This window comes from Nocardia sp. NPDC004260 (genome assembly GCF_053603155.1).
This window is the reverse complement of the sequence record NZ_JBSGEZ010000045.1, coordinates 1-24,270: the sequence shown is the minus strand read 5'-3', so window position 1 is coordinate 24,270 and position 24,270 is coordinate 1. Positions and strand designations below refer to the sequence as shown.

At 68.1% G+C, this 24,270-nt stretch carries 17 protein-coding genes and 1 tRNA gene; 9 read left to right on the top strand and 9 right to left on the bottom strand.

Annotated features, from left to right (window positions below):
• Window positions 1–147: 147 nt before the first annotated feature.
• A complete protein-coding gene (locus ACWEO7_RS24445) occupies window positions 148–768 on the top strand; it encodes a TetR family transcriptional regulator (RefSeq protein WP_450023696.1) in 621 nt (206 codons plus the stop codon).
• A gap of 38 nt (window positions 769–806) precedes the next feature.
• Here ACWEO7_RS24445 and acpS read toward each other — a convergent pair whose 3' ends face one another.
• Both acpS and ACWEO7_RS24435 read right to left on the bottom strand, forming a co-directional pair.
• Complete coding sequence (gene acpS / locus ACWEO7_RS24440; protein WP_043721202.1) at window positions 807–1,244, bottom strand: holo-ACP synthase AcpS; 438 nt, start codon at window positions 1,242–1,244, stop codon at window positions 807–809.
• A gap of 76 nt (window positions 1,245–1,320) precedes the next feature.
• Window positions 1,321–10,638, bottom strand: a complete 9,318-nt coding sequence (locus ACWEO7_RS24435; protein ID WP_452426393.1) for a fatty acid synthase subunit beta domain-containing protein — start codon at window positions 10,636–10,638, stop codon at window positions 1,321–1,323.
• A 386-nt stretch (window positions 10,639–11,024) separates the two neighbouring features.
• Here ACWEO7_RS24435 and ACWEO7_RS24430 point away from each other — a divergent pair.
• The 3 genes from ACWEO7_RS24430 (at window position 11,025) to ACWEO7_RS24420 (ending at window position 13,465) form a co-directional block, all read left to right on the top strand.
• Window positions 11,025–11,106, top strand: a tRNA-Leu gene (locus tag ACWEO7_RS24430).
• Window positions 11,107–11,274: 168 nt separating this feature from the next.
• Window positions 11,275–11,487, top strand: coding sequence for a hypothetical protein (locus tag ACWEO7_RS24425; protein WP_452426392.1), 213 nt, complete (start codon window positions 11,275–11,277; stop codon window positions 11,485–11,487).
• Window positions 11,488–12,217: 730 nt separating this feature from the next.
• Window positions 12,218–13,465 (top strand): FAD-dependent monooxygenase, encoded by a 1,248-nt coding sequence (locus ACWEO7_RS24420; protein ID WP_452426390.1) that lies wholly within the window; start codon window positions 12,218–12,220, stop codon window positions 13,463–13,465.
• On the opposite strand, the gene ACWEO7_RS24415 is transcribed toward ACWEO7_RS24420, so the two are convergent.
• The 3 genes from ACWEO7_RS24415 to ACWEO7_RS24405 all read right to left on the bottom strand — a co-directional run bounded on the left by ACWEO7_RS24415 (window position 13,424) and on the right by ACWEO7_RS24405 (window position 15,558).
• Complete coding sequence (locus ACWEO7_RS24415; RefSeq protein ID WP_452426389.1) at window positions 13,424–13,948, bottom strand: MmyB family transcriptional regulator; 525 nt, start codon at window positions 13,946–13,948, stop codon at window positions 13,424–13,426. The two genes, ACWEO7_RS24420 and ACWEO7_RS24415, sit on opposite strands and share 42 nt — an antisense overlap.
• A gap of 140 nt (window positions 13,949–14,088) precedes the next feature.
• Window positions 14,089–14,685 (bottom strand): NADPH-dependent F420 reductase, encoded by a 597-nt coding sequence (locus ACWEO7_RS24410; RefSeq protein WP_452426387.1) that lies wholly within the window; start codon window positions 14,683–14,685, stop codon window positions 14,089–14,091.
• Between the two features lie 39 nt (window positions 14,686–14,724).
• Window positions 14,725–15,558, bottom strand: coding sequence for an inositol monophosphatase family protein (locus ACWEO7_RS24405; RefSeq protein ID WP_452426386.1), 834 nt, complete (start codon window positions 15,556–15,558; stop codon window positions 14,725–14,727).
• Window positions 15,559–15,692: 134 nt separating this feature from the next.
• On the opposite strand from ACWEO7_RS24405, the gene ACWEO7_RS24400 reads away from it, so the two are divergent.
• The 4 genes from ACWEO7_RS24400 (at window position 15,693) to ACWEO7_RS24385 (ending at window position 18,427) form a co-directional block, all read left to right on the top strand.
• Window positions 15,693–16,616, top strand: a complete 924-nt coding sequence (locus ACWEO7_RS24400) for a LysR family transcriptional regulator (protein ID WP_452426384.1) — start codon at window positions 15,693–15,695, stop codon at window positions 16,614–16,616.
• 616 nt (window positions 16,617–17,232) lie between these two features.
• Window positions 17,233–17,598, top strand: coding sequence for a hypothetical protein (locus ACWEO7_RS24395; RefSeq protein WP_452426382.1), 366 nt, complete (start codon window positions 17,233–17,235; stop codon window positions 17,596–17,598).
• A complete protein-coding gene (locus ACWEO7_RS24390) occupies window positions 17,591–17,944 on the top strand; it encodes a hypothetical protein (protein WP_450023931.1) in 354 nt (117 codons plus the stop codon). Before ACWEO7_RS24395 ends, ACWEO7_RS24390 begins: the two co-directional genes overlap by 8 nt.
• Before the next feature lie 141 nt (window positions 17,945–18,085).
• Window positions 18,086–18,427, top strand: coding sequence for a hypothetical protein (locus ACWEO7_RS24385; RefSeq protein ID WP_452426380.1), 342 nt, complete (start codon window positions 18,086–18,088; stop codon window positions 18,425–18,427).
• A gap of 87 nt (window positions 18,428–18,514) precedes the next feature.
• On the opposite strand, the gene ACWEO7_RS24380 is transcribed toward ACWEO7_RS24385, so the two are convergent.
• Window positions 18,515–19,795 (bottom strand): ATP-binding protein, encoded by a 1,281-nt coding sequence (locus ACWEO7_RS24380; protein WP_452426378.1) that lies wholly within the window; start codon window positions 19,793–19,795, stop codon window positions 18,515–18,517.
• Window positions 19,796–19,992: 197 nt separating this feature from the next.
• On the opposite strand from ACWEO7_RS24380, the gene ACWEO7_RS24375 reads away from it, so the two are divergent.
• Window positions 19,993–20,622 (top strand): glyoxalase, encoded by a 630-nt coding sequence (locus ACWEO7_RS24375; protein WP_450023937.1) that lies wholly within the window; start codon window positions 19,993–19,995, stop codon window positions 20,620–20,622.
• 221 nt (window positions 20,623–20,843) lie between these two features.
• Here ACWEO7_RS24375 and ACWEO7_RS24370 read toward each other — a convergent pair whose 3' ends face one another.
• The 3 genes from ACWEO7_RS24370 to ACWEO7_RS24360 all read right to left on the bottom strand — a co-directional run.
• Window positions 20,844–21,989, bottom strand: a complete 1,146-nt coding sequence (locus ACWEO7_RS24370; protein WP_452426376.1) for an esterase/lipase family protein — start codon at window positions 21,987–21,989, stop codon at window positions 20,844–20,846.
• Between the two features lie 413 nt (window positions 21,990–22,402).
• Window positions 22,403–23,773 carry an ABC1 kinase family protein gene (locus tag ACWEO7_RS24365; RefSeq protein WP_452426374.1) on the bottom strand — a complete coding sequence of 457 codons (1,371 nt, stop codon included), beginning with the start codon at window positions 23,771–23,773 and terminating at the stop codon, window positions 22,403–22,405.
• Between the two features lie 99 nt (window positions 23,774–23,872).
• Window positions 23,873–24,270: PucR family transcriptional regulator (locus tag ACWEO7_RS24360; RefSeq protein ID WP_452426372.1), on the bottom strand; the 398-nt coding region annotated here is incomplete at its 5' end.

The following is a 24,270-nucleotide window of genomic DNA, read 5'->3' as shown; positions in this document are numbered from 1 at the left end:
ATCAAGTCAGCTGGACGCGAACGGCGGATGCGCGTATCGCACGCTTGTCCCTACCGTTAGCCTGGATGCGTGGAAGTACGCGCGGAGGCCAGGGTGAAGCACCGTCTGGACCCTGCGTTGGAGCTGCAGGACGACCCACAGGAGCTCATGCCGCGACGCCGGCCGACGCAGGAACGCAGCAAACGAAAGTTCGACGCCTTACTCCAGGCGTCCAGGGAGCTGCTCGTCGAGGTCGGGTTCGAGTCGTTCACCTGCGAGGAGGTGGCGGCCAGGGCGGAGGTGCCGATCGGCACGCTGTACCAGTTCTTCGCCAACAAGTACGTCATCGTCTGTGAGCTGAATCGCCGAGATCTGGTTGCCGTTTCCCAGGAGCTGGCCGACTTCCACGGCGAGATTCCCTCGCTGGACTGGTTGCGGCACATGAACCAGTTCGTCGACCACCTGGCCAACCTCTGGATGACCGACCCGTCCCGGCGGGAGGTGTGGCTGGCCATGCAGTCCACGCCGTCCACTCGGGCCACCGGGGCGATCCACGAGAAGCAGTTCGCCGAGGTCGTGTCGCAGATGCTGCGGCCGCTCACGCCGCGCACCCCGCGGCCACGGCGCACCATGATGGCCGAAGTGCTGGTGCACGTGGTCTATTCGATGCTCAACTTCTCCGTGCAGGACGAGCAGAGCAGTGCCGACGCGGTCGCCGAACTCAAGCGGCTGATGGTCGCCTATCTGCTGGTCGCGGAGAAGGAATCGCGGACCGGCGGCCAAAAATAAGTGGTGGTCCCGGCCGGAACCGGGACCAACCGCGCGACTCAACCGGCGCTGTCGCGGCCTTCGATGAGGTCGGCCAGCTCGCCCGGATCCTCCAGCACCACCATCGCGGCGGCGGTGTCGCCGTCGTGGGTCAGCGAGAGGTGAACCCTTACCCGGGGCAGGAATTCGGCGGCCAGGCCGTGCAGCTTGATGCTCGGCCTGCCCCACGCGTCGTTGACCACCTCGATCAGCGGATAGGGGTTGTCCCCGATCTGCGGGCGGCGGGCGAACCGCGACGAGGCCCATGCTTTGAGCACCGCCTCTTTCGCCGCCCACCGCGCCGCGTAGCTGCGCGCCGGGTCGGTTCCTTTGCTCTGGCAGTAGCGCCGCTCACCCGCGGTGAAACTTTCCCGGAGCATCGTCGTTCCGGCGCGTTCGAGCTGTTCGGCGAACTCGGAGATGGTCACCAAGTCCAAGCCGATACCGAGGATCGTCATAGGCGGGCAGCCTACGACGTCCTCGGCGAGCCCGCGCACGGACCCGGCGCGGCGAGTTGCCCCGCCGCGCTTCCGGTTACGCGCATCCGATGCCCTTCGCGCGGTAGGCGCCGTCCTGATCCAGGCGCGCCTCCGGCGAGAGCAGCACGTCGGCCTCCAGCTGACGCGCCCGCTGGGAGGGGGTGCCCTCCCCGCCGAGCCTGCGATCCGCGGGACGTTCGTACAGCGGCGCGCCGCCGCACATCGCCTCCACGAACCGCTGGCGGCCGGCCAGCTGACGCTCCTGCGCCGTGCGCTGGTACTCCTCGCGCCGTCCCGGCTCGATGGCCTGGATGAACGCCTCCGGGTGCACGATCGCCAGCAGACCGTTCACGTGGCCGAAGCCGAGCGAGGTGACCAGACCCGCCTTCAGCGGAAGGCGACCGCCCAGCCGCAGCGGTTCGCGCAGCCACACCAGGTGCGGGAAGGCCAGCATCTTCTCGTCGACGCAGTCGAGGCTGCGGTTCGGCGGGATGACGCCCTGCTCCAGCACCTGGCACAGGCCGATGAGCTGGAATGCGGCCGCCCCGCCCTTCGCATGCCCGGTGAGGGTCTTCTGCGAGACGACGAACAGCGGAGCGCCGTCCGAGCGCCCGATGGCCGTCGCGAGCCGCTCGTGCAGTTCCGACTCGTTCGGGTCGTTGGCGGCCGTCGAGGTGTCGTGCTTGGACACCACCGCGATCTCGTCCGGGGTGACGCCGAGCTTGCGCAGTTCGGTCGCCAGCCGGGATTCCGTCCCGCCACGACCGGCGCCCAGCGCGCCCAGACCCGGAGCCGGGATGGACGTGTGCACGCCGTCGGCGAAGGACTGCGCGTAGGCCACCACGCCCAGCACCGGCAGGCCCATCTCCAGCGCGACGCTGCCGCGCGCCAGCAGGACCGTGCCGCCGCCCTGCGATTCGATGAACCCGCCGCGGCGGCGATCGTTGGCGCGGGAGAAGTACCGGTCGCTGATGCCCTTGGCGCTCATGGCCGCGGAATCCGCGGTGGCCGACATGTCACCGAAGCCGACGATGCCCTCGATGCCGAGATCGTCGTAGCCGCCTGCCACGACCAGATCGGCCTTGCCCAGCCGGATCTTGTCGACGCCCTCCTCGACCGACACCGCGGCGGTCGCGCAGGCCGCGACCGGGTGCACCATCGCGCCGTAGCTGCCGACGTAGGACTGCACCACGTGCGCCAGCGCCACGTTCGGCAGCGCCTCCTGCAGGATGTCGTTCGGGCGGGACTCACCGAGCAGGTTGTCGATGTACAGCGAGCGCATCGAGGACATGCCGCCCATGCCGGTGCCCTGCGTGTTGGCGACCAGCGAGGGGTGCACCCAGCTCATCAGCTCAGCGGGGCTGAACCCGGAGCCGATGAACGCGTCGACTGTGCAGACGATGTTCCACAGCGCGACCCGGTCCACCGAAGCGGCCATATCGGGCGAGATGCCCCAGATGGTCGGGTCCCAGCCGGTCGGGATCTGGCCGCCGACGGTGCGCGAGAGCTTGGCGCGGCGCGGCACGCGGATCTCCGTGCCCGCTCGGCGCGTCACCGTCCAGTCGCCGGAGTCCGCGACCGGTGTGATCACCGTGTGCTCCGGATCGGCGGCGTGGAAGGCACGCGCCTCGGCCTCGCCGCCCACCGTGAACGACAGGTCCTGGTCGAGGAAGACCGAGGTCATCAGTGGGGCCGAATTGTCGGTCATGGCGCCGTCGTCCTCGTAGCGGCGCACACCGCAACGGGCGACAACGGCGTCGTGGTAGCGCTCGGCCAGCTCGTGCTCGGGGACGTAGTCACCGGACGCGGCGTCGTACCAGCCCGGCTTCGGGTCGTTCTCCCAGGTGACCATGCCGGTGGTCCAAGCCAGTTCCAGCACGCCCGCCACCGACAGCTCGTCGGAGACCTCCATCTCGAAGCGGGTGCGCGCCGAGCCGTACGGGCCCAGCTCGCCCGCGCCGACGATGACCACCATGTCGGCCGGATCCGCCGTCACCTCGCCCCACTCGGGCACCGGCAGCGCGGAGGTCACGGTCGGCGGCGCGGGCAGCGCGGCGATCGTGCGACCCTCGTCCGCGTCGGTCTCCGCCTCCGCCTGCTCCGCGGCCTGCTTGGCCAGCGCGGGCAGGTCCAGCTTGGCCCTGGCCAACCCACCGGTCAGGTCGATCTGCTGCGGGCCGGTCGCGGTCACCTGGCGGGCCCGCGAGGTGCACCACTTGAGCAACTCGTCGGCCATCTCTGCGGTGGACCAGGTCTGCACACCCGCCTTCTCGACCGCCTCGACCATCGGATCGTTGTGACCCATCAGTCCGGTGCCGCGCACCCAGCCGATCAGCGCGTGCACCAGGGTGACCCGGGTCGACCACGACTTCTCGGCCCGCCACTTGGCGACCACCGCGTCCAGCGCCGCCTTCGACTCGCCGTAGGCGCCGTCGCCGCCGAACATGCCGCGGTTGGGCGAACCCGGCAGCACCACATGCAGTTTCGCGTCCACGTCGTGATCGGCGCCCAGCTTGGACAGCCCGCCGATCAGCCGTTCGACCGACCAGAGCAGCACGCGCATCTCCATTTCGGCGCGCGCGCCCGCGTCGGCGAGGTCACCGGCCACCCGCGGCGCCGCGAACGGCAGCAGCAGCGTGGGCGTCATCGCGTCCTTGACCTTGATCTTCGCGCCGCCCGCGCTGTCGACCTGCTCGGTGCCGATCCAGTCGATCAGGGCGTCGACGTCCTGGTAGGACGCCATGTTGGCGGGCACCACCCACAGAGCCGCGCCGTGCCGGGCGTTGTCGCGGTAGAGCTTCCGGTAGAAGGCGAGGCGTTCGTCGTTCAGCGACGAGGTGGTGACCACGACCGTGGCGCCACCGCTGAGCAGCCTGCCGGTCGTCGCCGCGGCGATGGATCCCTTGCTCGCGCCGGTGATCACCGCGATGTCGGAGGACCACAGCCCGGGCTCCTCCGTGCTCAGCGCCGCCTCGGCGATGCGCTCGTACAGGCCGGCCAGCACCGAGCGCGCTTCGTGCATCGCCCGCTGCCGCCACCAGTTCGCCTGCGCCGCAACGGCTTCTCCCGCACCGATGAACCCGGTGATCGGTCCGTTCGCGCTGCCGGCGTCGTCGGCGAGCCACAGCCGGGCCAAGTCCTCGCGCGCCGTGGCCCACCGGTCGTCCAGCAGCACCGCCTTGCGGGCGTCGAACGCCGGCGCCACAAGACGCGGCCAGTCCGAACCGAGTTCGGCCGACACCAGATCGACCAGGGAGCTGTCGGTCGCTTCCGGCGCGGAGACGCGCTCGGACAGTCCGAGCTGTTCCAGTACGACGCGCGCGGCCGTGGCGAGCACGCCGTCGCGTCCGGTGATCTGCTCGGTGAACTCGCCCAGCGCGGCGGCGTCGACGGTCGCACCGCCACCGCCGCCCGCCGAGGGCAGCGACACCGCGACACCGCGACGGGCCGCGACGGCCTGCACGGCGGCATCGATGGCCGCGTCGACCGAGGCGGCGTCGCCCAGCGCGCCGGAGACCAGGCCGCCCAGGTCGCCACCACGCACGCTGGTGCCTTCCCTGGTGCCGAGCGACACCTCGGCGGTCACGTGGCTGGCCCACCCGTCACCGAGTTCCCAGACCTTCTTGACCCGGTCCGCGATGGCGGCCGGACGCTTGCCGGACGGCCCGAACACCTTGCGCAGATGGTCGCCGATGGCGTCGGTGAGCACCGTGCCGAATGGACGGTAGGTGCGGGCCAGCCGCTCCACCGTCGCGGACAGCGCCCCCATGTCGGCGTCGGCCGCGCCGTCGATCGCACCGAGCGAGAGCTCGGAGCCGAGGTCGACCAGCAGCTGGTTGCGCCGGGACGACACGCCGTCGCACAGGCCCTCGATGGTGTCCACCGGGCCGATCTGGTCCAGCCGCAACTTGGTCCACAGCGCGATCAGCACGCGCGTGGCGTCGGCGGCGGTGAACGCGATGTCGTCCGGACGCGGGCCGCCCGAACTCGGAGCGGGCGCGGCCACGGGGGCGGCGGCGACGGCCGCTGCCGGAGCCGCGGCGGCGGCAGGCTCCTCCACCGGCTCGTCGACCGGGGCGGGATCGGTGTCGGTCGCGTAGACGATCGCCGCCTCGCGCTCGATGTTGAGCACCTCCACCTTGGCTCCGCCGAACGCGGGCAGCTTCAACGTCTGGCTGGCCAGGTTGGCCACCGTCGGCGTCGCGCCGAGACCGATCTCGATGAACCGCTCGATGCCGAGGCCGCCCTGTGCGGGGTCGGTGAACAGCAGGTCCTGGGTCTCGATCCAGCGCACCGGGCTGGCGAACTGCCACGCGAGCAACTCGATCAGCACCACGCGGCACAGCTCGGTCGGCCGGGCGGCCCAGCTGTCGAAGTCGGCCAGCACCTCCGCGAGCGGTTCGGACGGCACCAGGTCCGCGATCTCTTGCACGAACGCCCGGTCGAGCGTGAACAGCCTCGGCACCAGGTTCGGGATGTAGCGGCCGATCAAGGTCTCCGGGCGCAGATCCACCGGCAGCAGCTGCTCGAGCTTCTGCCGGAACTCCGGAACGCCCTTGCGCAGCACCGTCGAGTGGAACGGCACGTCGATGCCGGGGACCAGGATGAACGCCCGCTTGCCGCCGAATTCGGCGCGACGACGGTCGATCTCCTGCTCCAGCGCGTCCAGCCCGGCCACCGTGCCCGCGATCGCGTACTGCGAACCGCGCAGGTTCAGGTTGACCACCTCGAGGAACTCCCCGACCCGATCGCCGACTTCCTTGACGAAGCCGACGACCTCCGCGTCGGGCAATCCGATCTGTGAGGGCCGGATCGCAGCCATCCGATAGTCGCTGCGTCCCTGCGCATCCCGCGGCACCAGCTCGTGCATCGCGGAACCGCGCTGGAACACGACCTCGAGCACCGCCTCCAGCGGCAGCACTCCGGCGACGGCGGCGAGCGCGTTGTACTCGCCCACCGAGTGGCCCGCGAGCAGCGCGCCCTCGACGAACGCACCGGACTCGCGCAGTTCCGCCATCTGAGCGACGCCGAGGGTCGCCATGGCGACCTGGGTGAACTGGGTCAGGTGCAGCACGCCGTCCGGGTGGCGGTGTTCGACGCCGCGCGCCTTCAGGTAGGTCGGGTTGTCGCGCACCACGGCGAGAATCGAGAAGCCGAGCGCCGCACGGGTGTGCTTGTCCGCGCGGTCCCAGATCTCCTTGGCCGCCTTCGACCGGGAGCGGGCGTCCAGCCCCATCCCCTTGCGCTGGATGCCCTGTCCGGGGAAGGCGTAGACGGTCTTCGGCGCCACGGTGCGACCGGTCGCGGTCATCACCAGCTCGCCTTCGGCGCGGCAGGAGACCTCGACGATCTCGCTGCCCGCGTCGAGCGCGACCCGCTCGACGCGCACATCGATCTGCGCACCGGGACGGACCATGCCGAGGAACCGGGTGGTCCACGCGGTCACCGTCCGCGCGGGCACCGGACTCGTGGGATCGACCGCCGACACGACGTGCTGCGCGGCCGCCGACAGCCACATGCCGTGCACGATCGGGCTGCCGAGCCCGGCGAGCTTCGCCGCGGCATCGCTGGTGTGGATCGGGTTGTGGTCGCCGGAGACGGCGGCGAAGGCGTGCATGGTGCGCGGAGCCACGATCGTGACGTCGCGGCGACGCCTGCGCGGGGTGTCGGTGGCCGCGTCGGACACCGTGCCCGCCGCGCGCGGCGGATCGGCCAGTTCGCCCGCGCCGTTGCGCCCGCGGATCGCGAACCGCTCGGTGAGAGTGGCCAGCACCGGCATCGACATCCCGGTCTCGGGCTTGTCCAGCATGGCGGTGATCCGCACGTGCACCTCGACGACCCGGCCCAGGTCGGTGTCGACGGTCTCCCCGGCCTCCGCGCGCACCGCCAGCACACTGGTCTCGGCGGGCAGCGCACCGGCGAGGTGCACTTGGTGGTCCAGGTGCACCAGGTCGAGCATGCCCTCGATGACGCTCTCGCCCTTCGCGGTGCGGGTCGCGCCGAGCACCGCGAACACGGCGGGCCAGCACGCGCCGACCAGCACGTCCGGCACGGTGCGGCCGAGCGTGCTCAGCGTGGCGGGCAGGCCGGAGCCGGTGACCCCGGCGTGATCGGCGATCAGATCCGGCGTCCAGGCCAGATTCACGTGGGCGACCTTGCCCTTGACCTCCGGCAGAGCCTGGCCCGCGGCGACCGCGAGCAGCGCGGCCATGGCCTCGTCGGCGTCGGCCTCGGTGACGACCGGGGCGCCACCGTTGTAGACCGAGGTCGGCACGGTGATCCGGATGCGCACCGCGTTGCCGGCCAGCAGCGGGACGGTCAGCTCCACGTAGGCGTGCTCCGGCTCGGCGCCTGTGGTCTCGACCAGCGTCGCGCCGGTGGGCGGATGCACCGCACCCTTGCCGTCGACGACCCACTCGGACAGGTCACCGAGCCGGTGCACCGGGCTGATCGCGGTGCGTCCGGCCCACTGCACGTCCGGGGCGGCCAGCACGGCGTCGATCGGGCCGCTCGTGACGCCCGCCGTGCGACGCGCGTCCACCGGGGTGGGCGCCACGCCCGCGCGCACCAGGGAGTACGCCGTGTCCTGTTCGAAGCGGTCGAGCAGTTCGCCGACCGGCTCATCGACCCGGGTGATGCCCGCGACCGCGACCGTGCCGGGAATGACGCACACCTGATCGGCCGAGTAGCGCGGATCGTGCGCCTGCCACAGCGAATCCGAGCGCCACCAGCGACGCACGTCGCCGTCCACGACGGGCACGAAGTTCACCGGCTTGCCCGGGGTCTTGCACAACGCGATGAAGAACGGGATGTCGGCCGGGTGCAGCAGCGTCTGGGCCGTGGCGGGGTAGGCGTCCTTCAAGGCGCACAGCGCCGCGACCGGGTTCTCGAAGTCGTCGTCGCTCGCGAACAGCGTGGGGATCTCGCCGCGGTCGGCCGGGTGCAGCCGGGATTCGGTGCGGCGCACCATCTCCGCGAACCGGTCCCGCCACGTGATGTCCAGCCACACCGAACGGGTCGCCTCGGCGATCGCGTCGCCGAGGTCGCTGCCGCAGTCGAAGTCCTTGCGACGGTCCAGCCCGACCGCGAGCTCGACGTAGCGCTCCAGCCAGTCCTGGTAGGTCATGGTGGCCAGGTCGCCGAAGTACGGCTTGGCGGTGACGTTCAGCGCCGCGATGATCTCGTCGCGACGCGCCGCGACCGCCTCCGCGTCGCCCGCGACCTCGTCCAGCAGTCGGCCGGTGCGCGAAGCGGCGTTGTCGATCTCGTGGATGTCGGCGCCCAGCTGGCTGCGGCCCGAGGCCATGCCGCCGGACGCGGTGCCCGCACCGACCCAGTCGGGCGTGCCGGGAGTGTCCACGAGCAGTTGCTTGACCTCGGGCGCGGTGGTGGCCTCCAGCGTGGCCATGGCCGCCGTGCCGACCAGCACGCCGTCCAGCGGCATCACCGGGTAGCCGTGCCGGACCGCCCACTGGCCGGTGAGGTACTCCGTCGCCCGCTCGGGGGTTCCGATGCCACCGCCGACGCACACCACCACGTTGGCGCGGTTGCGCAGCTCGGAGTAGGTGTCCAGCAGCAGGTCGTCCAGGTCCTCCCAGGAGTGGTGACCACCGGCCTTGCCGCCCTCGATGTGCATGATCACCGGGTAGTCCGGGACCTCGTCGGCGATGCGCAGCACGGCCCGGATCTGGGCGACCGTGCCCGGCTTGAACGCGACGTGGCTGATCCCGACCTCGGTGAGTTCCTGGATCAGCGCGACAGCTTCCTCCAGCTCCGGGATACCCGCGGTCACGATGACGCCGTCGAACGGGGCGCCTGCCGTGCGGGCCCGCTGCACCAGTCGCTTACCGCCCAGCTGCAGCTTCCACAGGTAGGGGTCGAGGAACAAGGAGTTGAACTGCACCGCGCGTCCCGGGTGCAGCAGCGTCCGCAGCTCGGCCACCCGGTCGGCGAAGATCTGCTCGGTCACCTGTCCGCCGCCGGCCAGCTCCGCCCAGTGGCCCGCGTTCGCCGCGGCCGCGACGATCTTCGCGTCGACCGTGGTCGGAGTCATGCCCGCGAGCAGGATCGGCGAGCGCCCGGTCAGCTTGGTGAAGGCCGTCTCGACCACGATGCGCCCGTTGGGCAGCCGCACCGGCCGCGGCGCGAACGCCGACCACGGGGCCGCGGGCTCCGGCGCGGCGCCGGGGGTGAGCAGGCTGCGCTGTCCGGCGCGGGTAGCGGCTGCGATGATGCCGAGGCCGGTGCCCTTCAGCGTGCCGCCTGTGACGCGGGAGAGCAGGTCGCCCGGTCCGAGGTCAAGGATCCACTCCGCGCCCGCGGAGATCACGCCATCGACGACGTCCACCCAGTCGATCGGATCGACCAGGATCTGCCGCGCCAGCTCGCCCGCCAGCTCCTTGTCCAGGCCGCACTGGTCGGCCCAGCTGCTCACCAGGTCGACGGTGTCGGCCAGCGCCGGGTGGTGGAACGCCACGTCGACGGCCACGTCCTCGAAGACCGGAGCGAACACCGAGCCGCCGCGCACCTTCGCGTCGCGCTCGCGTGCCTGCTCGTCGTGGATCTGCGCGCACCGCTGCCGCACCCGCTCGAGTTGCGCGGGCGGGCCGGACAGCACCGCGCGCCGACGTCCGTTGCGGATCGAGACCACCACGGCCGCGGCGGGATCGGCTCCGTCACACACCTCGGCCACCACGGCGCCGAGCTGCTCGGGATCGACATTGGACACCGCGACCATCGGCGAGCGCTCGCCCACCGGCATCAGCCCGCGCCGCCGTGCGACCAAACCCGCTGCGGCGCCGATCATCTGGGCTACCGCGAGCAGCTCCGCGTCGCGGGCGCCACCGGCTTCGACCGCGGCGGCGGCGAGCAGACCCTGCGAATGCCCGACGATCGCGACCGGCGCGTGCTCGGCCGGATCGAGACCTTGCAGCCGCAGCGCCCGCACGGCCGCCACCTGGGTCAGCAGCACACCGGGCATGGACACCGCCGCCGAGCGCAGCACGGCGTCGGACGGGGCCGCGGAGATCTCGCCCTCGTCACCGTCGGCGAGTTCGTTCTCCAGCATCCAGCCGATCGGGTCGAAGCCGACCGGACGAACCACCAGCAACTGCGCCGCGACGGGCTCCAACAGCGCCGCCGCCTCGTTGACCAGCGCGGTCAGCTCCGGCTCCAGCGCGCTGTCGCGCCCGATCTCCTCCAGCTCGCTGAGCCACCGCGCCCCCTGCCCACCGAAGGCGAGCGCGTACGGCACGCCGCCGAGCAGACGATCCAACAGCGGCGACCGCGCCCCGCCCGACGCGGCCTTCCCGGCGGCGGCAGCCACCTTCGTGCTCTGTCCGGCTTCGGTCTTGGTGCTCTCGTTGATCGTCAAGACGCTTCGACTTCCTTCTCCATGCGACATGCCTCGGCGACACGCCGGTCCCTACCGGTTCACGAGTGATCGCGGTTGATCGGCCTGATACGGGCGAGGATGACACAGAATCATGAGGAAATCCTCACGTTTACCCCTGGGCGCGCCCACTACTACAGAGTATTTGAGTACGTACGTACCAGAATAGTGGTAAACATGACTCCGCCTCATGTTTGAACACGCTGGTCCATCGGGTTACCAACACGTACGAAACATGAGTGCCCCTCACATTGAGGTTTGCCAAATCGTTATAATCCCAGGTGAGGTTACTGACGAGTACGCCACGCCAACCCAATGCTTCGCGATGACCGATTGGCCCGGTAGAGTTTGGACGGTCGTACCATCAAGCGCGAGTGGCGAAATTGGCAGACGCGCCAGATTTAGGTTCTGGTGTCCACGGACGTAGGGGTTCAAGTCCCCTCTCGCGCACAGATTCCCGTCAGTCGTGACACTTTCCCGACCTCGTGTCGGAGTGCGCTCGCACACGCGGAGGCCACCGGTGAAAACACGCTCCGACCTGGACTGATTACTGGCACATCTGCCAGGTCTCGACACACCTACGCTCTGCGAAAAGTTTGCTGGCAGGGGCGATCAGCGGTGATCGCGCCGGTCATCCAACCGAAGGCGTCGTTGCGGGAACTCGTCTACGTACCGCGGGTTACGAACCGCGTGGTCCGTCCCGCCAACGGTGGTGTCGTCTGCGCGATCCGCACTGTCGGCGACGGCGGTCGTGTTCTCGACCACCAGCTCGCCTCACCGCTCTGGATCGGCGCCGCTATCGCACTCATCTGGTGGCACGCCCAGATCTAGATGGCGCTGCCATGACCGAGGGTGGACGCTGCCGGGTTACGTTCCGGTCGAGAGGCAGGCTCGACGGTGGTGTCCCTGTATTCGGTTGGTGCGGGGACCGGCCGGATGAAGTCGAAGGATCGAACGCGCGACTCGCCCCCGGTGCCCCGTTTGCCCCAAGTCCCCGCGACTGCTGCTGCGTCCGGCGGGAAGGTGGCGGGCATTATATCTGAGTCAACGCTTCAACTTCTACAATTCTACGAAAACGCGTACAATTCGGGCAGGTCGGGACTGTCCCTGGAGCCCTATCATGTTCGACAGAAAGAATTCACATACAAAGTTCGCCCGGTTAGCGGCCGCCGCCGGTATAGCCGCTGTTGCCGCAGTTCCGGTCGTCGCAGCTGCGGCGCAAGCGCCTACCGCCCGCGCAACGACGCCCACGTCTGCGACCCAGCTCGTCGACAGCCCTGGTTGGGGTCATGGCGGCGGCTGGGGTTGGGGCGGCGGCTGGGGCCGCGGCGGCTGGGGTTGGGGTGGCGGCGGCTGGGGCCGCGGCGGTGGTTGGGGTTGGGGTTGGGGCGGTGGCTGGGGTAACGGTGGCTGGGGGTGGTGGAACCCCGGCTGGGGTGGTTGGGGCAGCTTCTAGCGCCGGTGACCGAGCCCGGACACGTACAGCGTGCCGGGCTCGGTCGCATCGAGCGCGGCTCATGTGAAGCCAAGTTCGACCGACCGGGCTGGAGCTGGTGACGATATGAAGATCGTGTGCGTCGGTGGCGGGCCGGCCGGGCTGTACTTCGCGATTTCGATGAAGCGACGCGACCCGGCTCATGACATCACGGTGATCGACCGCGATCCCGCTGGGTCCACCTATGGCTGGGGCGTCGTGTACTGGGACGACCTGCTCGACATTCTGTATCGGAATGACCCCGACAGCGCCCAGGCGGTCCGTGCCGGGTCGGCCCTATGGCGTGAACAGGAAATCCATGTACGTGACGACCCGCCCGCATATTTCGGGGGCTACGGGTTCAGCATGGGGCGCGCGGCATTGCTCGACGTACTTTCCCGGCGGGCGAGCAAACTGGGCGTCGATGTCCAGCACGGGCGAGAGGTGCACGATCTGTCCGGTTTCGGCGACACCGATCTCGTCGTCGCCTCCGACGGCGCGAACAGTCGGGTACGGCGGCTGGGTAATGATCGTTTCGGCACGTCCGTCACACTGGGCGAGAACCGATATGTCTGGCTCGGTACGGACAAGGTCTTCACCCGATTCACCTTCGCTTTCGAACACACCTCGGCCGGATGGATCTGGTTCCATGCCTACCCGTCGATTGCCGGGAAAATCAGCACCTGCATCGTTGAGTGCCAACCGCAGACTTGGCGTGGGCTGGGATTCGATTCCGAGGACAACCCGGAGAACTTGCGCGTTTTGGAGAACATATTTACGCGCACTCTCGACGATCACTCCTTGCTCAGCACCACACGAGGCGAAGCAGCGAGGTGGAGCCGCTTTCCCGAGGTGACCAACAAGACCTGGTATCACGACAACGTGGTGCTGCTCGGCGACGCAGCGCACACGACGCACTTCACCATCGGTTCCGGCACCCGGTTGGCAATCGTCGACGCCGTCGTGCTCGCGCAGAACCTATACGAGCATGCCGAGCTCACCGACGCGCTGGAGAACTACGATGCACTGCGCCGCGCTGCGCTGCGCCCGATCCAGGCGGCCGCCCGCACCAGCATGATGTGGTTCGAACACGCTGACCGGTATCTCGACCGCGGCCCCGTGCAACTCGCCTATGCGATGGCGGCTCGGCACGGGCCACAACTGCCGTGGCGATATCAGCAACACCTGCTCACACAGATACCCACCGTGCGCAAGAGCCGGCGTGCCATCGACTCCGGACGGCGATGGTGGCGCGCCGCTCGACGAGGGGAACTCGCGATGGCAAGAGTGGTCTCAACTCACCGGCCGCGTTTCCTCAGCCCAGATCGCGAGTAACCGCAAGGCGGTTTGCGAGGCCGACCCGTCTTCGACTGTGTGCGCGATCAGCGCTTGGTCCGGATCGTCCGGGAAGCGCAGGGTTTCGAAGCCGAGGTCCAGTTCGCCGACCACCGGGTGCCGGTAGACGTACCGGCCGTGGGTCTTGTCCTCGAGCTGGTGCTCTGCCCACGCTTTCCGGAATTCCGCGCTGCTCGCGGAAAGCTCGTCGAGCAACGCCGCCGTTTCCGGGTCGTCCGGGTGACGCCCGGCGTCGAGTCGGAGGTAGGCGGCCACGTCGCGCGTCTTCTCCGGCCAGTCGGCGTAGAGGCTGCGCATGCCTTCGTCCAGGAAGACGAGGCGGGCCAGGTTCCGCTGGGCGGGTGGCAGTGCGCCGAAGTCCGTGATCAGCGCGGCGGCGAGTCGGTTCCAGGCCAGGACGTCGGTGTTGCGGCCGACGATGTACGCGGGCACGTCGGCGGCCGAGTCCAGCAGCCGCCGCAACCCCGGCCGGACCCGCTGCGGCGCATCCGCGCGGTCGCCTTCCGACCAAGGTCGTGCGAGCCGGTAGAGATGCTGCCGCTCGACATCGTTCAGGTGGCGCCATCGACGAAGCCTTCGGCAGGAGGCGCACTCCGTGCGGATCAGCGAGCGATCGAGATCGCGAAGGGCGCGAATCCGCTGGATCGGATCACGTGCGGTACGAACAAGATCGCGGCCTCGGCAGCCCGCGCGCTCTCGATCCCGCCGAGGTCCGTGATCCACTCCTGGTGCCAGCCGAGGTCCGCGAGAAGCCCTCGGACGACCTGCTTGGCCTCCGGGTCCTTACCGGAGAGGAACGCGGTTGGCGTCTGGGTGAGTGCGGCGGGCGCGGTCATCACCGAGTGAAGCATCGTGTTGAGCGTCTTGACGACGTGCGTCTCGGGGAGCGCCTCCTGGAGTTGCTCCGCGAGGCTCGAGCCGGGGTAGAGCAGGTCTGCGGGCAGGCCGTCCGGCCCGTCGACGGTGGCGTTGGAGACGTCTACCAGGATCTTGCCGCGCAGTTGCTCGCGCAGCGCGGCGAGCCGCTCCAGCGAGCCGGCGCCCGGCGTGGCGTTGATGACGATCTGCGCTGTCCGGGCAGCGTCGGCGGCAGCGCCCGGCGAGCGGTCCGCCACGGTCACGTCGTGCCCGGTTCGGGTGAGGGCGGTGGCCAGGCCGCCGCCGACGCGGCCGCCGCCGAGAATGACGATCTTGCTCATGGTGAGCTGGTCCTCCTAGTTTTCTGTTCTGGTCGGTGGTCAGCGGGAGAGCGTGGCGACCGCATCGGCGTGCACGCCGGGCGCCGCGGCCAGGAAGCTGTCGCTGTCCGGGGTCCAGGGGCGGCCCTCGGCGGTGGAGATCCGTCCGCCGGCCTCGGCGACGAGCAGCGCCCCGGGAAGCAAGTCCGCGCGGGCCCCGGCGAACTGCCAGAAGGCGTCGATCCGGCCGGCGGCCACGTTCAGCAGGTGCAGGGTGGCGGGCACGGCTGTGCGCACCACGAGCGCGTCGATGAGCATCTCGGTGATCGAGGAGCCGACGCGCCGCACGACCTTCTCGTCCTCGTCCGGCCTGGCCTGGCTCGTGGCCACGATGCTCAGCCCGAGGTCCGTGGTCCCCGACACGTGCAGCGGCCGGCCGTCGCGGTGGGCGCCGGCGCCGGCGAGCGCGGTGTAGGTCTCGCCGATCAGCGGCAGGTGGACCGCGGTGAGCACCGGCTGGTTGTCGCGCACCAGGGTGGCGGTCACCGCCCACTCCGGCAGGGCGTGCAGGTGGTTGACATTGCCTTCGACCGGATCCACGACCCACCATTCGCCGACCGGCAGAGCGCCGCCGTCGAGCTCCTCCTCCACCCAGCGGGCGTCCGGGCGCAGGACTTCGAGGCGGGGGCGCAGGATGTCGAGGACCGTGTCGTCGTTGGCGGCGAGCGCGCCCATCAGCTCTTCGCGGGTCTGATACCGGGCCACGTCGCCGAAGCGCTCCCGCAGTGCCGAACTCGCCGTGCGTACGGCGATCGCGGTGTGTGCGAGCAGGTCGGCGTCGGAGGCGGAGCCGGCAGCTGTGGCAACACCGGTGTTGCGAATCGACTCGGGCATGGCGGGTGCTCCTATCTGGGCAGGGGGATGAGGTCAGCCGGGCGAGAATCGTGGCTTTTGCGCCCGCATTTCGAACATTAGGAGGGGTCATCATTAACTTCAAGTGCATGTAAAGCACGTCTAACATGACTCTCATGCAATTGGATTTGAATCTGCTCGCCGCGCTCGACGCTCTCCTGGAGGAAGGCAGCGTGGCCGGCGCGGCCGACCGCCTGCACGTCACCGCTCCCGCGATGAGCCGAAGCCTCGGCCGAATCCGGCGCGCGACAGGGGATCAGATCCTGGTGCGCACAGGGCGCACGATGACTCCGACGCCCTACGCGCTCGCCGTCCGGGAACAGGTGCACGACCTGCTGCGGCAGGTTCAGGGCGTGCTGGCGCCAAGCCGTGAACTCGACCTCGCGACGCTCGAGCGCACCTTCACGCTGCGCTGGCACGACGCACTGGTCGCCCTCAGCGGCCCCGCCCTTCTCGCTGCCGTGCGCGAGCAGGCGCCGGGCGTGCGTCTGCGCTTCATCGCGGAATCGAGCATCGACACCCCCGAGTTGCGGCGCGGCGAGGTCGACCTCGCCGCGAACGCGGACCGCCCGACCGCACCCGAGATTCGCGCCGATCGGGTGGCCGAGACCCAGCACGTCATCGTCGTACGGCGGGAGCACCCGCTCACTCAGGTCGAGACCGTCACCGCCGCGCGGTACGCCGCGGCCGAGCACATCACCGTCTCGCGGCGCGGAAGGCTCGGCAACATCCTCGACGACGCTCTCGCGCGGCTCGACCTCACCCGGCGTGTGGTGGCGACCGCGCCCACCGAAAGAGCCGCGCTCGAGTTCGTGCGCGGCTCCGACCTCCTCGTCACAGCCCCCGAATCCACGGCGCGTTCGGCCGCCGCCGATCTCGGGCTGGTCCTGCTACCGCTCCCGTTCGACCTGCCGCCGGCCCCGGCGTACCTGTCATGGCATCAACGCTATGACACCGACCCCGCACACATCTGGCTACGCGATCTGGCACGGACCGCGTTGACCAGTGCGATGAGAGGACAGGATCAGACGGCGCGTTGACACTAGGACGTTCCGTGCCCACCACGCGTCGGTCGCAGCCCACACCCCACCTCAGATGGCCACGCTCTGCAAGTGCCCGCTTCTCGAAGCGCGAAGTGGCGCTTGTCCGAACCGCATGGTGTCCATCGCAGGTACCGAAGCGGTGCAGCCGGTAAGGACCGCGGGTTCCTGACCGGTGTCGAGGCCCAGACCCGCACAGTCTCATCGCGACCACCCGTGATCGCGACTGGTCAGCCGTCGCCGGCAGACGCCACACATGCGGACGCATCGACGCATCAAGGAGTGCATAACCAACATGTCACTCCCGCCGCGCGCCAACTCCTCGCGCCGCAACCCCGGCACCCGTCGATGGGCCAGGCCGGGCCGCAACCCCGCCGCCTCCGGAGTGAGGCGTTCGCGCCTGCTGTAGCGGATTCGGTGCTGGCAATGGGAAATTCCCGATGGTCGATCCGCTGAAGATCGATCTGGATGAGATCAGATCACTTTGGGGCGCAGTTGAATACGAGGGCCGGTGAAATCGCGCAAATCAATACCTCTTCGGTGCGATCGAGATCGATAGCTCGCAGCGACGATTCCCGCCGTCATCAGTTCCGCGCCAACAGCTTCGGCACAGCAAGTGTGGGGAGCGTGCGGTATCAGCACTCCCGAAGACAAAGTTGTCGCGAAATACAGCAAAGCGCGGTTGACCTGCGGTAACACCAGCTATGGATTCCGGCACATCCAAGCCAAGCACGGCGAGGAGTGGCAAGGGCTTGCAGCCATAGAAAACCGCAACTGGCGCGACATCGCTGACATGGCGATCAGTAAATCGTTGGATACCCCCGACCTCGTTGTCCCGCAAGGCGCTCGAACCTGTTACTCAGGGCAGATATACTTGGTCAACCACGTCAACGGGCAGATCGCGAAAACCGTCGAACCCACAGTCATCGTCGATAACGGCGTCATCGTCACTGCGTTCCCTGGAGGTAAATGTCGTGCCTAGCTCGCACCCCACCACAGCCGAGCTGACGCAATCGGTGATCGCGGCAGGCCGCGAGTGGCAGGTGGAGATCTCGTCGTCGGATCGGGGCTTGCAGATCACCGGCCGTGGCGGTGAACGACTGGATGTGCCCATCGAGTTCGCGGTCACGGGCGATGAACTGCGCGCCTACTACGTCGAGGTGAGCAAGTCCTCGCTCTATCCCGAAGACCAGAAATGGCAACAGTGGCAATCGCTTATGTCCACCCATTTGTTGGAAGCGCTGCACGAGCTCGACCGGCATGACGCGCACTGCGTCATCACCGTCGGCGAGACGGGGTTCACGGCAGTACCGCAACAGCTCAACTAACGCAATCACCTCTGGTGTGAGTCACAAACGAACGTTTCTTTCCCACACCAGGGCCGATCCGACTAGATCGGTCGTCGATTTCGTCGCACGCACCTGAACGATGCGTCATCGCTGTGCCCGGCTCCGCGCATCGTCATCAGTGTGGCGGTTATCGTCGCCGACAGCGACGAGCAAGCGCAGTGGCTGGCCGGATCATTGAGAATGAAGATCGCCCGGCGGCGGCAGGGCCGACCGATACAACTGCCCAGCCCGCAAACCGCTGAAGCACACGGGTATATGGATATCCGGAACACCGGTGACAAGCTGACCGGTGTGTTCGTCGGGTGCGCCGCCACGGTGCTACCGCAGTTGCAAGCGCTGGTCGATGCCACCGGCGCCGACGAGTTGTTGATCAAGACCGACCTGTACGACCCGAGCGACCGCCGCAGATCTTATGAACTGTTGATGGAGTCGCACCCCCTTCGGCAGGCCTCGGAGAGGTGATCGGCGAAGGCGTCCAGCGCAGGGCGGCCCACTCCTCGGTATTGAGTCCTGCATCCCCTCGAATCACGCCTCAACTGTGGCCGAATCTCATAGGCGGGTGTAGTTCGCCTGGTCCTGCTCGAACGCTGTCAGGATTTCCGGTGTCAGCGTCAGGCGAGTGTTCGCGACGGCGGCAAGATAGTCCTCGAGGTCGGCGGGTTCGCTCGTTTCCTCGCAGACCGCGCGTTCGAATGCCGACTGCGCACCGGCGCGCGCGGCGAACTCGATGTCCGCGGGAGTGAAGTGGACTGTCGCGCGGACCAGGCGTTCGAGATCAATGCTCTCGGCTGCCGGACCCAGGTAGCGCCGCCAGATCGCCTTGCGTGCGGGCTCGTCGGGCGGGCCGACCGGGATCACGTAGTCGAAGCGGCCCGGCCGCAGGAACGCCGAATCCAGAGACCGGACCGAGTTGGTCGCGCAGATCAGCAATCGGCTGTAGTCCTCCCGGAAAACCGGGATCAGCTTCAGCAACTCGTTCGTCACCCCGTGCGCCGGGCTGGTCGCCGTCCCCTCGCGCGCACCGGCGATCTCCTCGACCTCATCGATGAACAACAGCAGTTCATCGAGGTCGCTCAAATCCGCGAACACCTCGCGCAAAGAGGCCGCGAGACCACCGCTTGCCGCCGCGGCAAGCCGAGACGGGAACAACTCCACGAACGGCCAACCCAACCGTGAAGCGACCGCTTTCGCGAAGCTGGTCTTCCCGGTCCCCGGCGGTCCGAACAAGATCACGCTCTTGGGTGGCATGACCCGATAACGTTCCGCGACATCCGGGCGCGCCAACGGCAGCACGATCCGCCGCTCGATGACCTCTTTCTCTCGGTCCATGCCCGCCATCGACTCCCACAGTCCCGGCGGCAACAGCCGACCGCCCAGTTCGCTCAGCAGGCTGGACTGCGCGGGCGCCAACGGTTCGACCAGCTCGTAGAAGACCAAACCCGTCCTGCGCAGATAGCCGGAATTCTCGAACGCGACCGACCCGGTGGCGCCCTCGGGAACGAGCGTGCAGATCCGCCGCACCCCATCCGCCCGCAGACGCCTCTCCAGTTCGGTCAGCAACGCACTGCCGATACCGCGCCGACGCCACTGCGCACCGAGCGCGACCACCAACACCCACGCCCGCTCACCTTGGACCTGCGCGACGGCCATACCGACCATCTCTTCGCCGATCTCGGCCACCACCGCCTGCTGCCCCGCCCGCGCGGACGCCAGCACCTCCGCCAACGCGAACACCGGCTCACCCGCGGTGTCCATACGGCTCTGCTCCCAGATCTGGATCGCCTGATCCAGATCAGCGTCACGAAACTCGCGAATCCGCCATACCGGCATACGCACCTCGAACCGCCATCGAAGGGTGGACGAACCGAACCGCTCCTTCAGTAAACACCCACAGCGGACACGAGCAAGCCGATCCCGACGCCACGCCGCAGCGGCCGACCAGGCACACCCAGGATCCCGGGCCGCCGGAACCGACCGGTCAGGAATCGAGAAGCGTCGCTCGCCGCGCGCCGCCTAGCGTTGGTGCCATGAACCTCACCACTGATCAGGCCGCAATCGATTCCGTCGTGCTCGAGGTGCCCGATCCGGGCGCCGCCGAGGCCTTCTACGCCGCCGCGTTCGGACTCGGCGACAAGCTGCGCTTCCGCGCCTCCGACGCCCCGACCAGCGGTTTCCGGGGCTACGTGCTCTCGCTGGTGGTGTCTCAGCCGAGCACCGTCGACAGCCTCGTCGGTACCGCTGTCGACGCGGGAGCGACGACGCTCAAGCCCGTCAAGAAGAGCTTCTGGGGCTACGGCGGCGTCGTCCAGGCGCCGGACGGTGCGCTCTGGAAGGTGGCGACGTCATCGAAGAAGGACACCGGCCCGGCCACTCGGGAAGTCGACGATTTCGTCGTGCTCCTCGGGGTCGACAACGTCAAGGCGACCAAGCAGTTCTACATCGACCACGGCCTGGCCGTCGCGAAGAGCTTCGGCAGCAAGTACGTGGAGTTCGCCACCCCGGCCGCGTCGGTCAAACTGGCGCTCTACGGGCGCCGTGCCGCGGCCAAGGACGCCGGCATCGCACCGGAAGGCACCGGATCGCACCGGATCGCCATCCGCGGCAATATCGGCCCTTTCGTGGACCCGGACGGGTTCGCCTGGGAGGCCGCGGTCTGAGCCGGTCGGTCGGCCGCTGCTCTCCAGACATGCTCACTGACCGCATGGGTGTGCCCATCGAGCGAGGGTCCAGGTCGCTCGATGGGCACTTCGCCGCGGTGCGGATCATCGATCGGGGCAACGCGTCGATGATCGAGACTTCGCGGCGAATGTGCGCCGGAACGCGGCGTCGGAGTCCCACTGGAACCGCCGCCTACGGCGCACGCTCGAGAATCCAGTGATTACAGCGAACCTCCCCCGCCCAGCAGCCACGGGTTGAACGTGCACTCCAGATTCGGGTGACCCACCGGGTCCAAGGCCCGCAACGCGATCGACAACGCTCGCGGCGAATACATCATCGTCAGATGATCCGACACGTCCTGCTCACACCCGTCCTGCAACGTGATGTTCTGCACCGACACCCCCGGCGCCGCCTTCAGGAACGTCAGGTCATACGGATTGGTGATCTCGTCGTACCGGGTACCGACCACGGTGTAGTCCACCCCCGCGATCGTGTCACCGTGCTCGTTCAGCTTGTTGACGAAGTCGGAACCGATCGTCTGCTGAATTCCCGCGTGCCCCACGAAAATCTCGATGAAACCCAGCACATCGATTCCGAAGTTGTTGATCGCCCGCCCCAACGCGCCGATCCCGTCGAGACTCGTCCCGTGATGCGTCGCACCGAAAGTGACCAAGTTCTTCACCTTCGCCGCGCCACCTTCGAACTTCGTGTACCAGTTCGACATCGACCCGCCTTGGGAATGCGCCACGAGATCCACCTCCGAGGCTCCCGTCGCCGCCAGCACGCGATCCACGAAGACCGCCAACTGCTTGGCCGAGTCCTGGATGTAACCGGTGCCCATCACCCCCGGCAACACCGACCCGAGACCGCCGCCCTCCAACAGATTCGACCGTCCATAGTTGAACGTGAACGTGCAGAACCCCGCGTCCTTGATCGGCTGCCCCATGAACGCGAATCCGTTGTAGGCGTTCATCCACGTCCCGTGCACCAATACCACCGGACGCGGATGCTCCGCCGTCGGCTTACAGTTCCAGTCGTTCGCTCCCGGCGGCGCGGCATCCGGATGCGTCAATCCGTACCCGAACGCCGCCACCCACGACGTCATCGGCGGACCGAATCCCACGGTGTCACTGGCATAACCACCCGACGACCCCGAACTACTGCCCGAACCCCCGTAGCAGTCACCGGATCCATTCCCGGAACCCGCACCACTCCCCGACGTACACGCCGACCCCGACCCCGCACTCCCCGAATCCGCCACCGGCGCTGCCTTACGGCCCGCCGCGATGTAATCGGCCAACTGTTGCTCGGTCGGACCCGCCTCCGGGGCCGCGTGCACGGTCAGCACGCTCAACCCCATCGTCATGGTCGCGGTTACGGTGAATACGGCGGTGCGCAATATTCGCCGACTGACGCTTGATCTCATCGAATGCCTTTCCGTATTTCGGCATGGTTGTCCTTGCCGGCAGGCGCGCCTCGCAATGTCGAACGGCAGCAACGATAGGACGGAAATCGGTGAAAAACGCTGGTCAGCAACGGATTCTGGGCGGCTCACTGCAAAGTTGCAGCTCGATATATGAGCGGCCACAGAACGAGAGAATGCGAGTTCCACCGCATGAGGTCGGGCTGCCGACGAGATACCGCGGCGCGCAGTTCCGTTCCGGACCGGCAAACCGAAACGCGAGGCGTCGGAGTCCATCAGCGGGTTGGGGGATCCGAAAACCCGAGAGGATCGGTTAGGCGAGCCTCGATCAGTGAATCACTGTGCGACAGGGAGCGTCACAAGTTGTCCCGCCATTTTGCGATGGCCCGCCCGATCTCGGTGACGGGAGGCTCGTCATAGAGCCACTCACGCGCGAGTCGATGCCAATTGTTGGCGGCTCGCAACTGACCGAGCACAGCGAAGGTGAACAGATCCGCGCGGCGCGAGAACACGTGCTCCGGCGGAAGCAGTTGCTGTCGCATACCTTTGAACTCGGCAGCACGAGGATCGACAGCGAAAACCACCGCACCGGTCGCGACCTCTGGGGTGATCATTATCCGCTCGTCGAGCAAATGCCACCCCGCCGCGGCCCAGACGTATTCCAAGCATTCCTCCGCCGTGACGCCCGCATCCGGGTCGATGATGCCGCGCGCGACCCACGCCTCGTACAGGTCATGGGCACGGTTTTCCCCGGCCGCCCGCAGACACGCGCGCTCGAAGTCGACATGCGCGGGATCCATCCGGTCGTAGAGTCCGAAATCGACGAATGCGAGCCCGCCGTCCGCCGTGAGCAGGATATTGCCCGGGTGGGGGTCACCGCAGAATTCGTTGTCACAGAACAGCGAACTGATGTAAAAGCGGTAGATCAATTCACCGAGCCGATCACGCTCGGCGTCGGGTAGCGTCCGGATCTGCCGGAAACTGTCGCCTTCGACGAACTCCGTCACGAGAACTTTTCGCGCGCAGTACTCTTCGATGCTGTCGGGCACGGTGATGAAAGGATGCCCGCGATAACGCATCGCGACCCGATGCTGGGTCCTGGCTTCCCGCGGATAGTCGAGTTCGTTACCGATATTGCGCGAGATCTCGTCCAGCACGGCATTGTCGGCGGCGCTGGGCAACATGGACTTCCACAGCTTGCTGAGCATCTCGAGATTGCGCATGTCCGCGTGGACGGCTCGATCGACACCGGGATATTGCACCTTTACCGCGACGGTGCGCCCATCGTGCAGTCGTGCCCGATAGACCTGGCCGATCGATGCCGCGGCGATCGGTGTCTCGTCGAAGTCGGCGAATACGCGCGCAGGGGGTCCGAGATCGTCCTCGATGACTTTCAGCATCTCCGCGAACGGCACGGCCGGCGCCTGATCGCGGAGTTCGGCCAGCTTGGTCCGAAAGAGTTCGCGATGCGATTCGGGAACGAGGTCGACATCGAGGACCGACAGCATCTGGCCCAGCTTCATCGCCGCGCCTTTCATGCTGCCGAGCACCGTGACAACCTGCTGCGCGGTCGCGAGTGTGGAACGTTCGGCGAGTACGCGCCGGGCCTCTTCGGTCCTGCCGATCATCGACAACCGGGCTCCGACCCCACGCACGGCTTGGCCTGCGGCCAGTCTGCCCAACCGACCGCTCCTGACCAGACGTCCTCCGGGCACTCGATCGGCCACGGCACGCACCTCCATGAGCATCCGCGCGGCGTGCGTCGCACGTCCGGATATTCTTCGCACCTCCATCGCGGATTGTCGAGGGCGCGAGCAGCCTGCGGACTACCGCGAGTCGGCCATTCGCCTGGCATCGGCGGGGAGCCGTCGGGTGCCGCCGTCGGTCCAGACAATCAGTGCTGAACGCAGGTACCACAGTCCCCTGGCGTCGGCGGGATCGAGTCCGGTGAGCTGCGCGATTCGGCGCAGCCGGTAATCGACGGTGTTCGGATGCACATGGAGTTGCCGAGCTGTGCGCTGGCGGTTGAGGTCGTTGTCGATGTGGATCCGCAGCGTCTCCAACAGGTCCGGATGTTCCATCAGCGGCGCGACCTGGGTGCCGAGCACATCGCGGCCGATGCCGGGCCGGGTGCAATGCCGCTCACATAAGGGTTTGACCTGGTCGTCAAATTTGCGAACCGGTCGGTGGGTGAGGCGGAGTCGGTTGTGTCGCTTCAGTTGCG

Coding starts and splice junctions, on each gene's coding strand:
- ACWEO7_RS24410 (WP_452426387.1), bottom strand. CDS start 14,685: ATGAGCAAGATCGTCATTCTCGGCGGCGGCCGCGTCGGCGGCGGCCTG.
- ACWEO7_RS24405 (WP_452426386.1), bottom strand. CDS start 15,558: ATGCCCGAGTCGATTCGCAACACCGGTGTTGCCACAGCTGCCGGCTCC.
- ACWEO7_RS24375 (WP_450023937.1), top strand. CDS start 19,993: ATGAACCTCACCACTGATCAGGCCGCAATCGATTCCGTCGTGCTCGAG.
- acpS (WP_043721202.1), bottom strand. CDS start 1,244: ATGACGATCCTCGGTATCGGCTTGGACTTGGTGACCATCTCCGAGTTC.
- ACWEO7_RS24370 (WP_452426376.1), bottom strand. CDS start 21,989: ATGACGATGGGGTTGAGCGTGCTGACCGTGCACGCGGCCCCGGAGGCG.
- ACWEO7_RS24445 (WP_450023696.1), top strand. CDS start 148: ATGCCGCGACGCCGGCCGACGCAGGAACGCAGCAAACGAAAGTTCGAC.
- ACWEO7_RS24400 (WP_452426384.1), top strand. CDS start 15,693: ATGCAATTGGATTTGAATCTGCTCGCCGCGCTCGACGCTCTCCTGGAG.
- ACWEO7_RS24420 (WP_452426390.1), top strand. CDS start 12,218: ATGAAGATCGTGTGCGTCGGTGGCGGGCCGGCCGGGCTGTACTTCGCG.
- ACWEO7_RS24380 (WP_452426378.1), bottom strand. CDS start 19,795: ATGCCGGTATGGCGGATTCGCGAGTTTCGTGACGCTGATCTGGATCAG.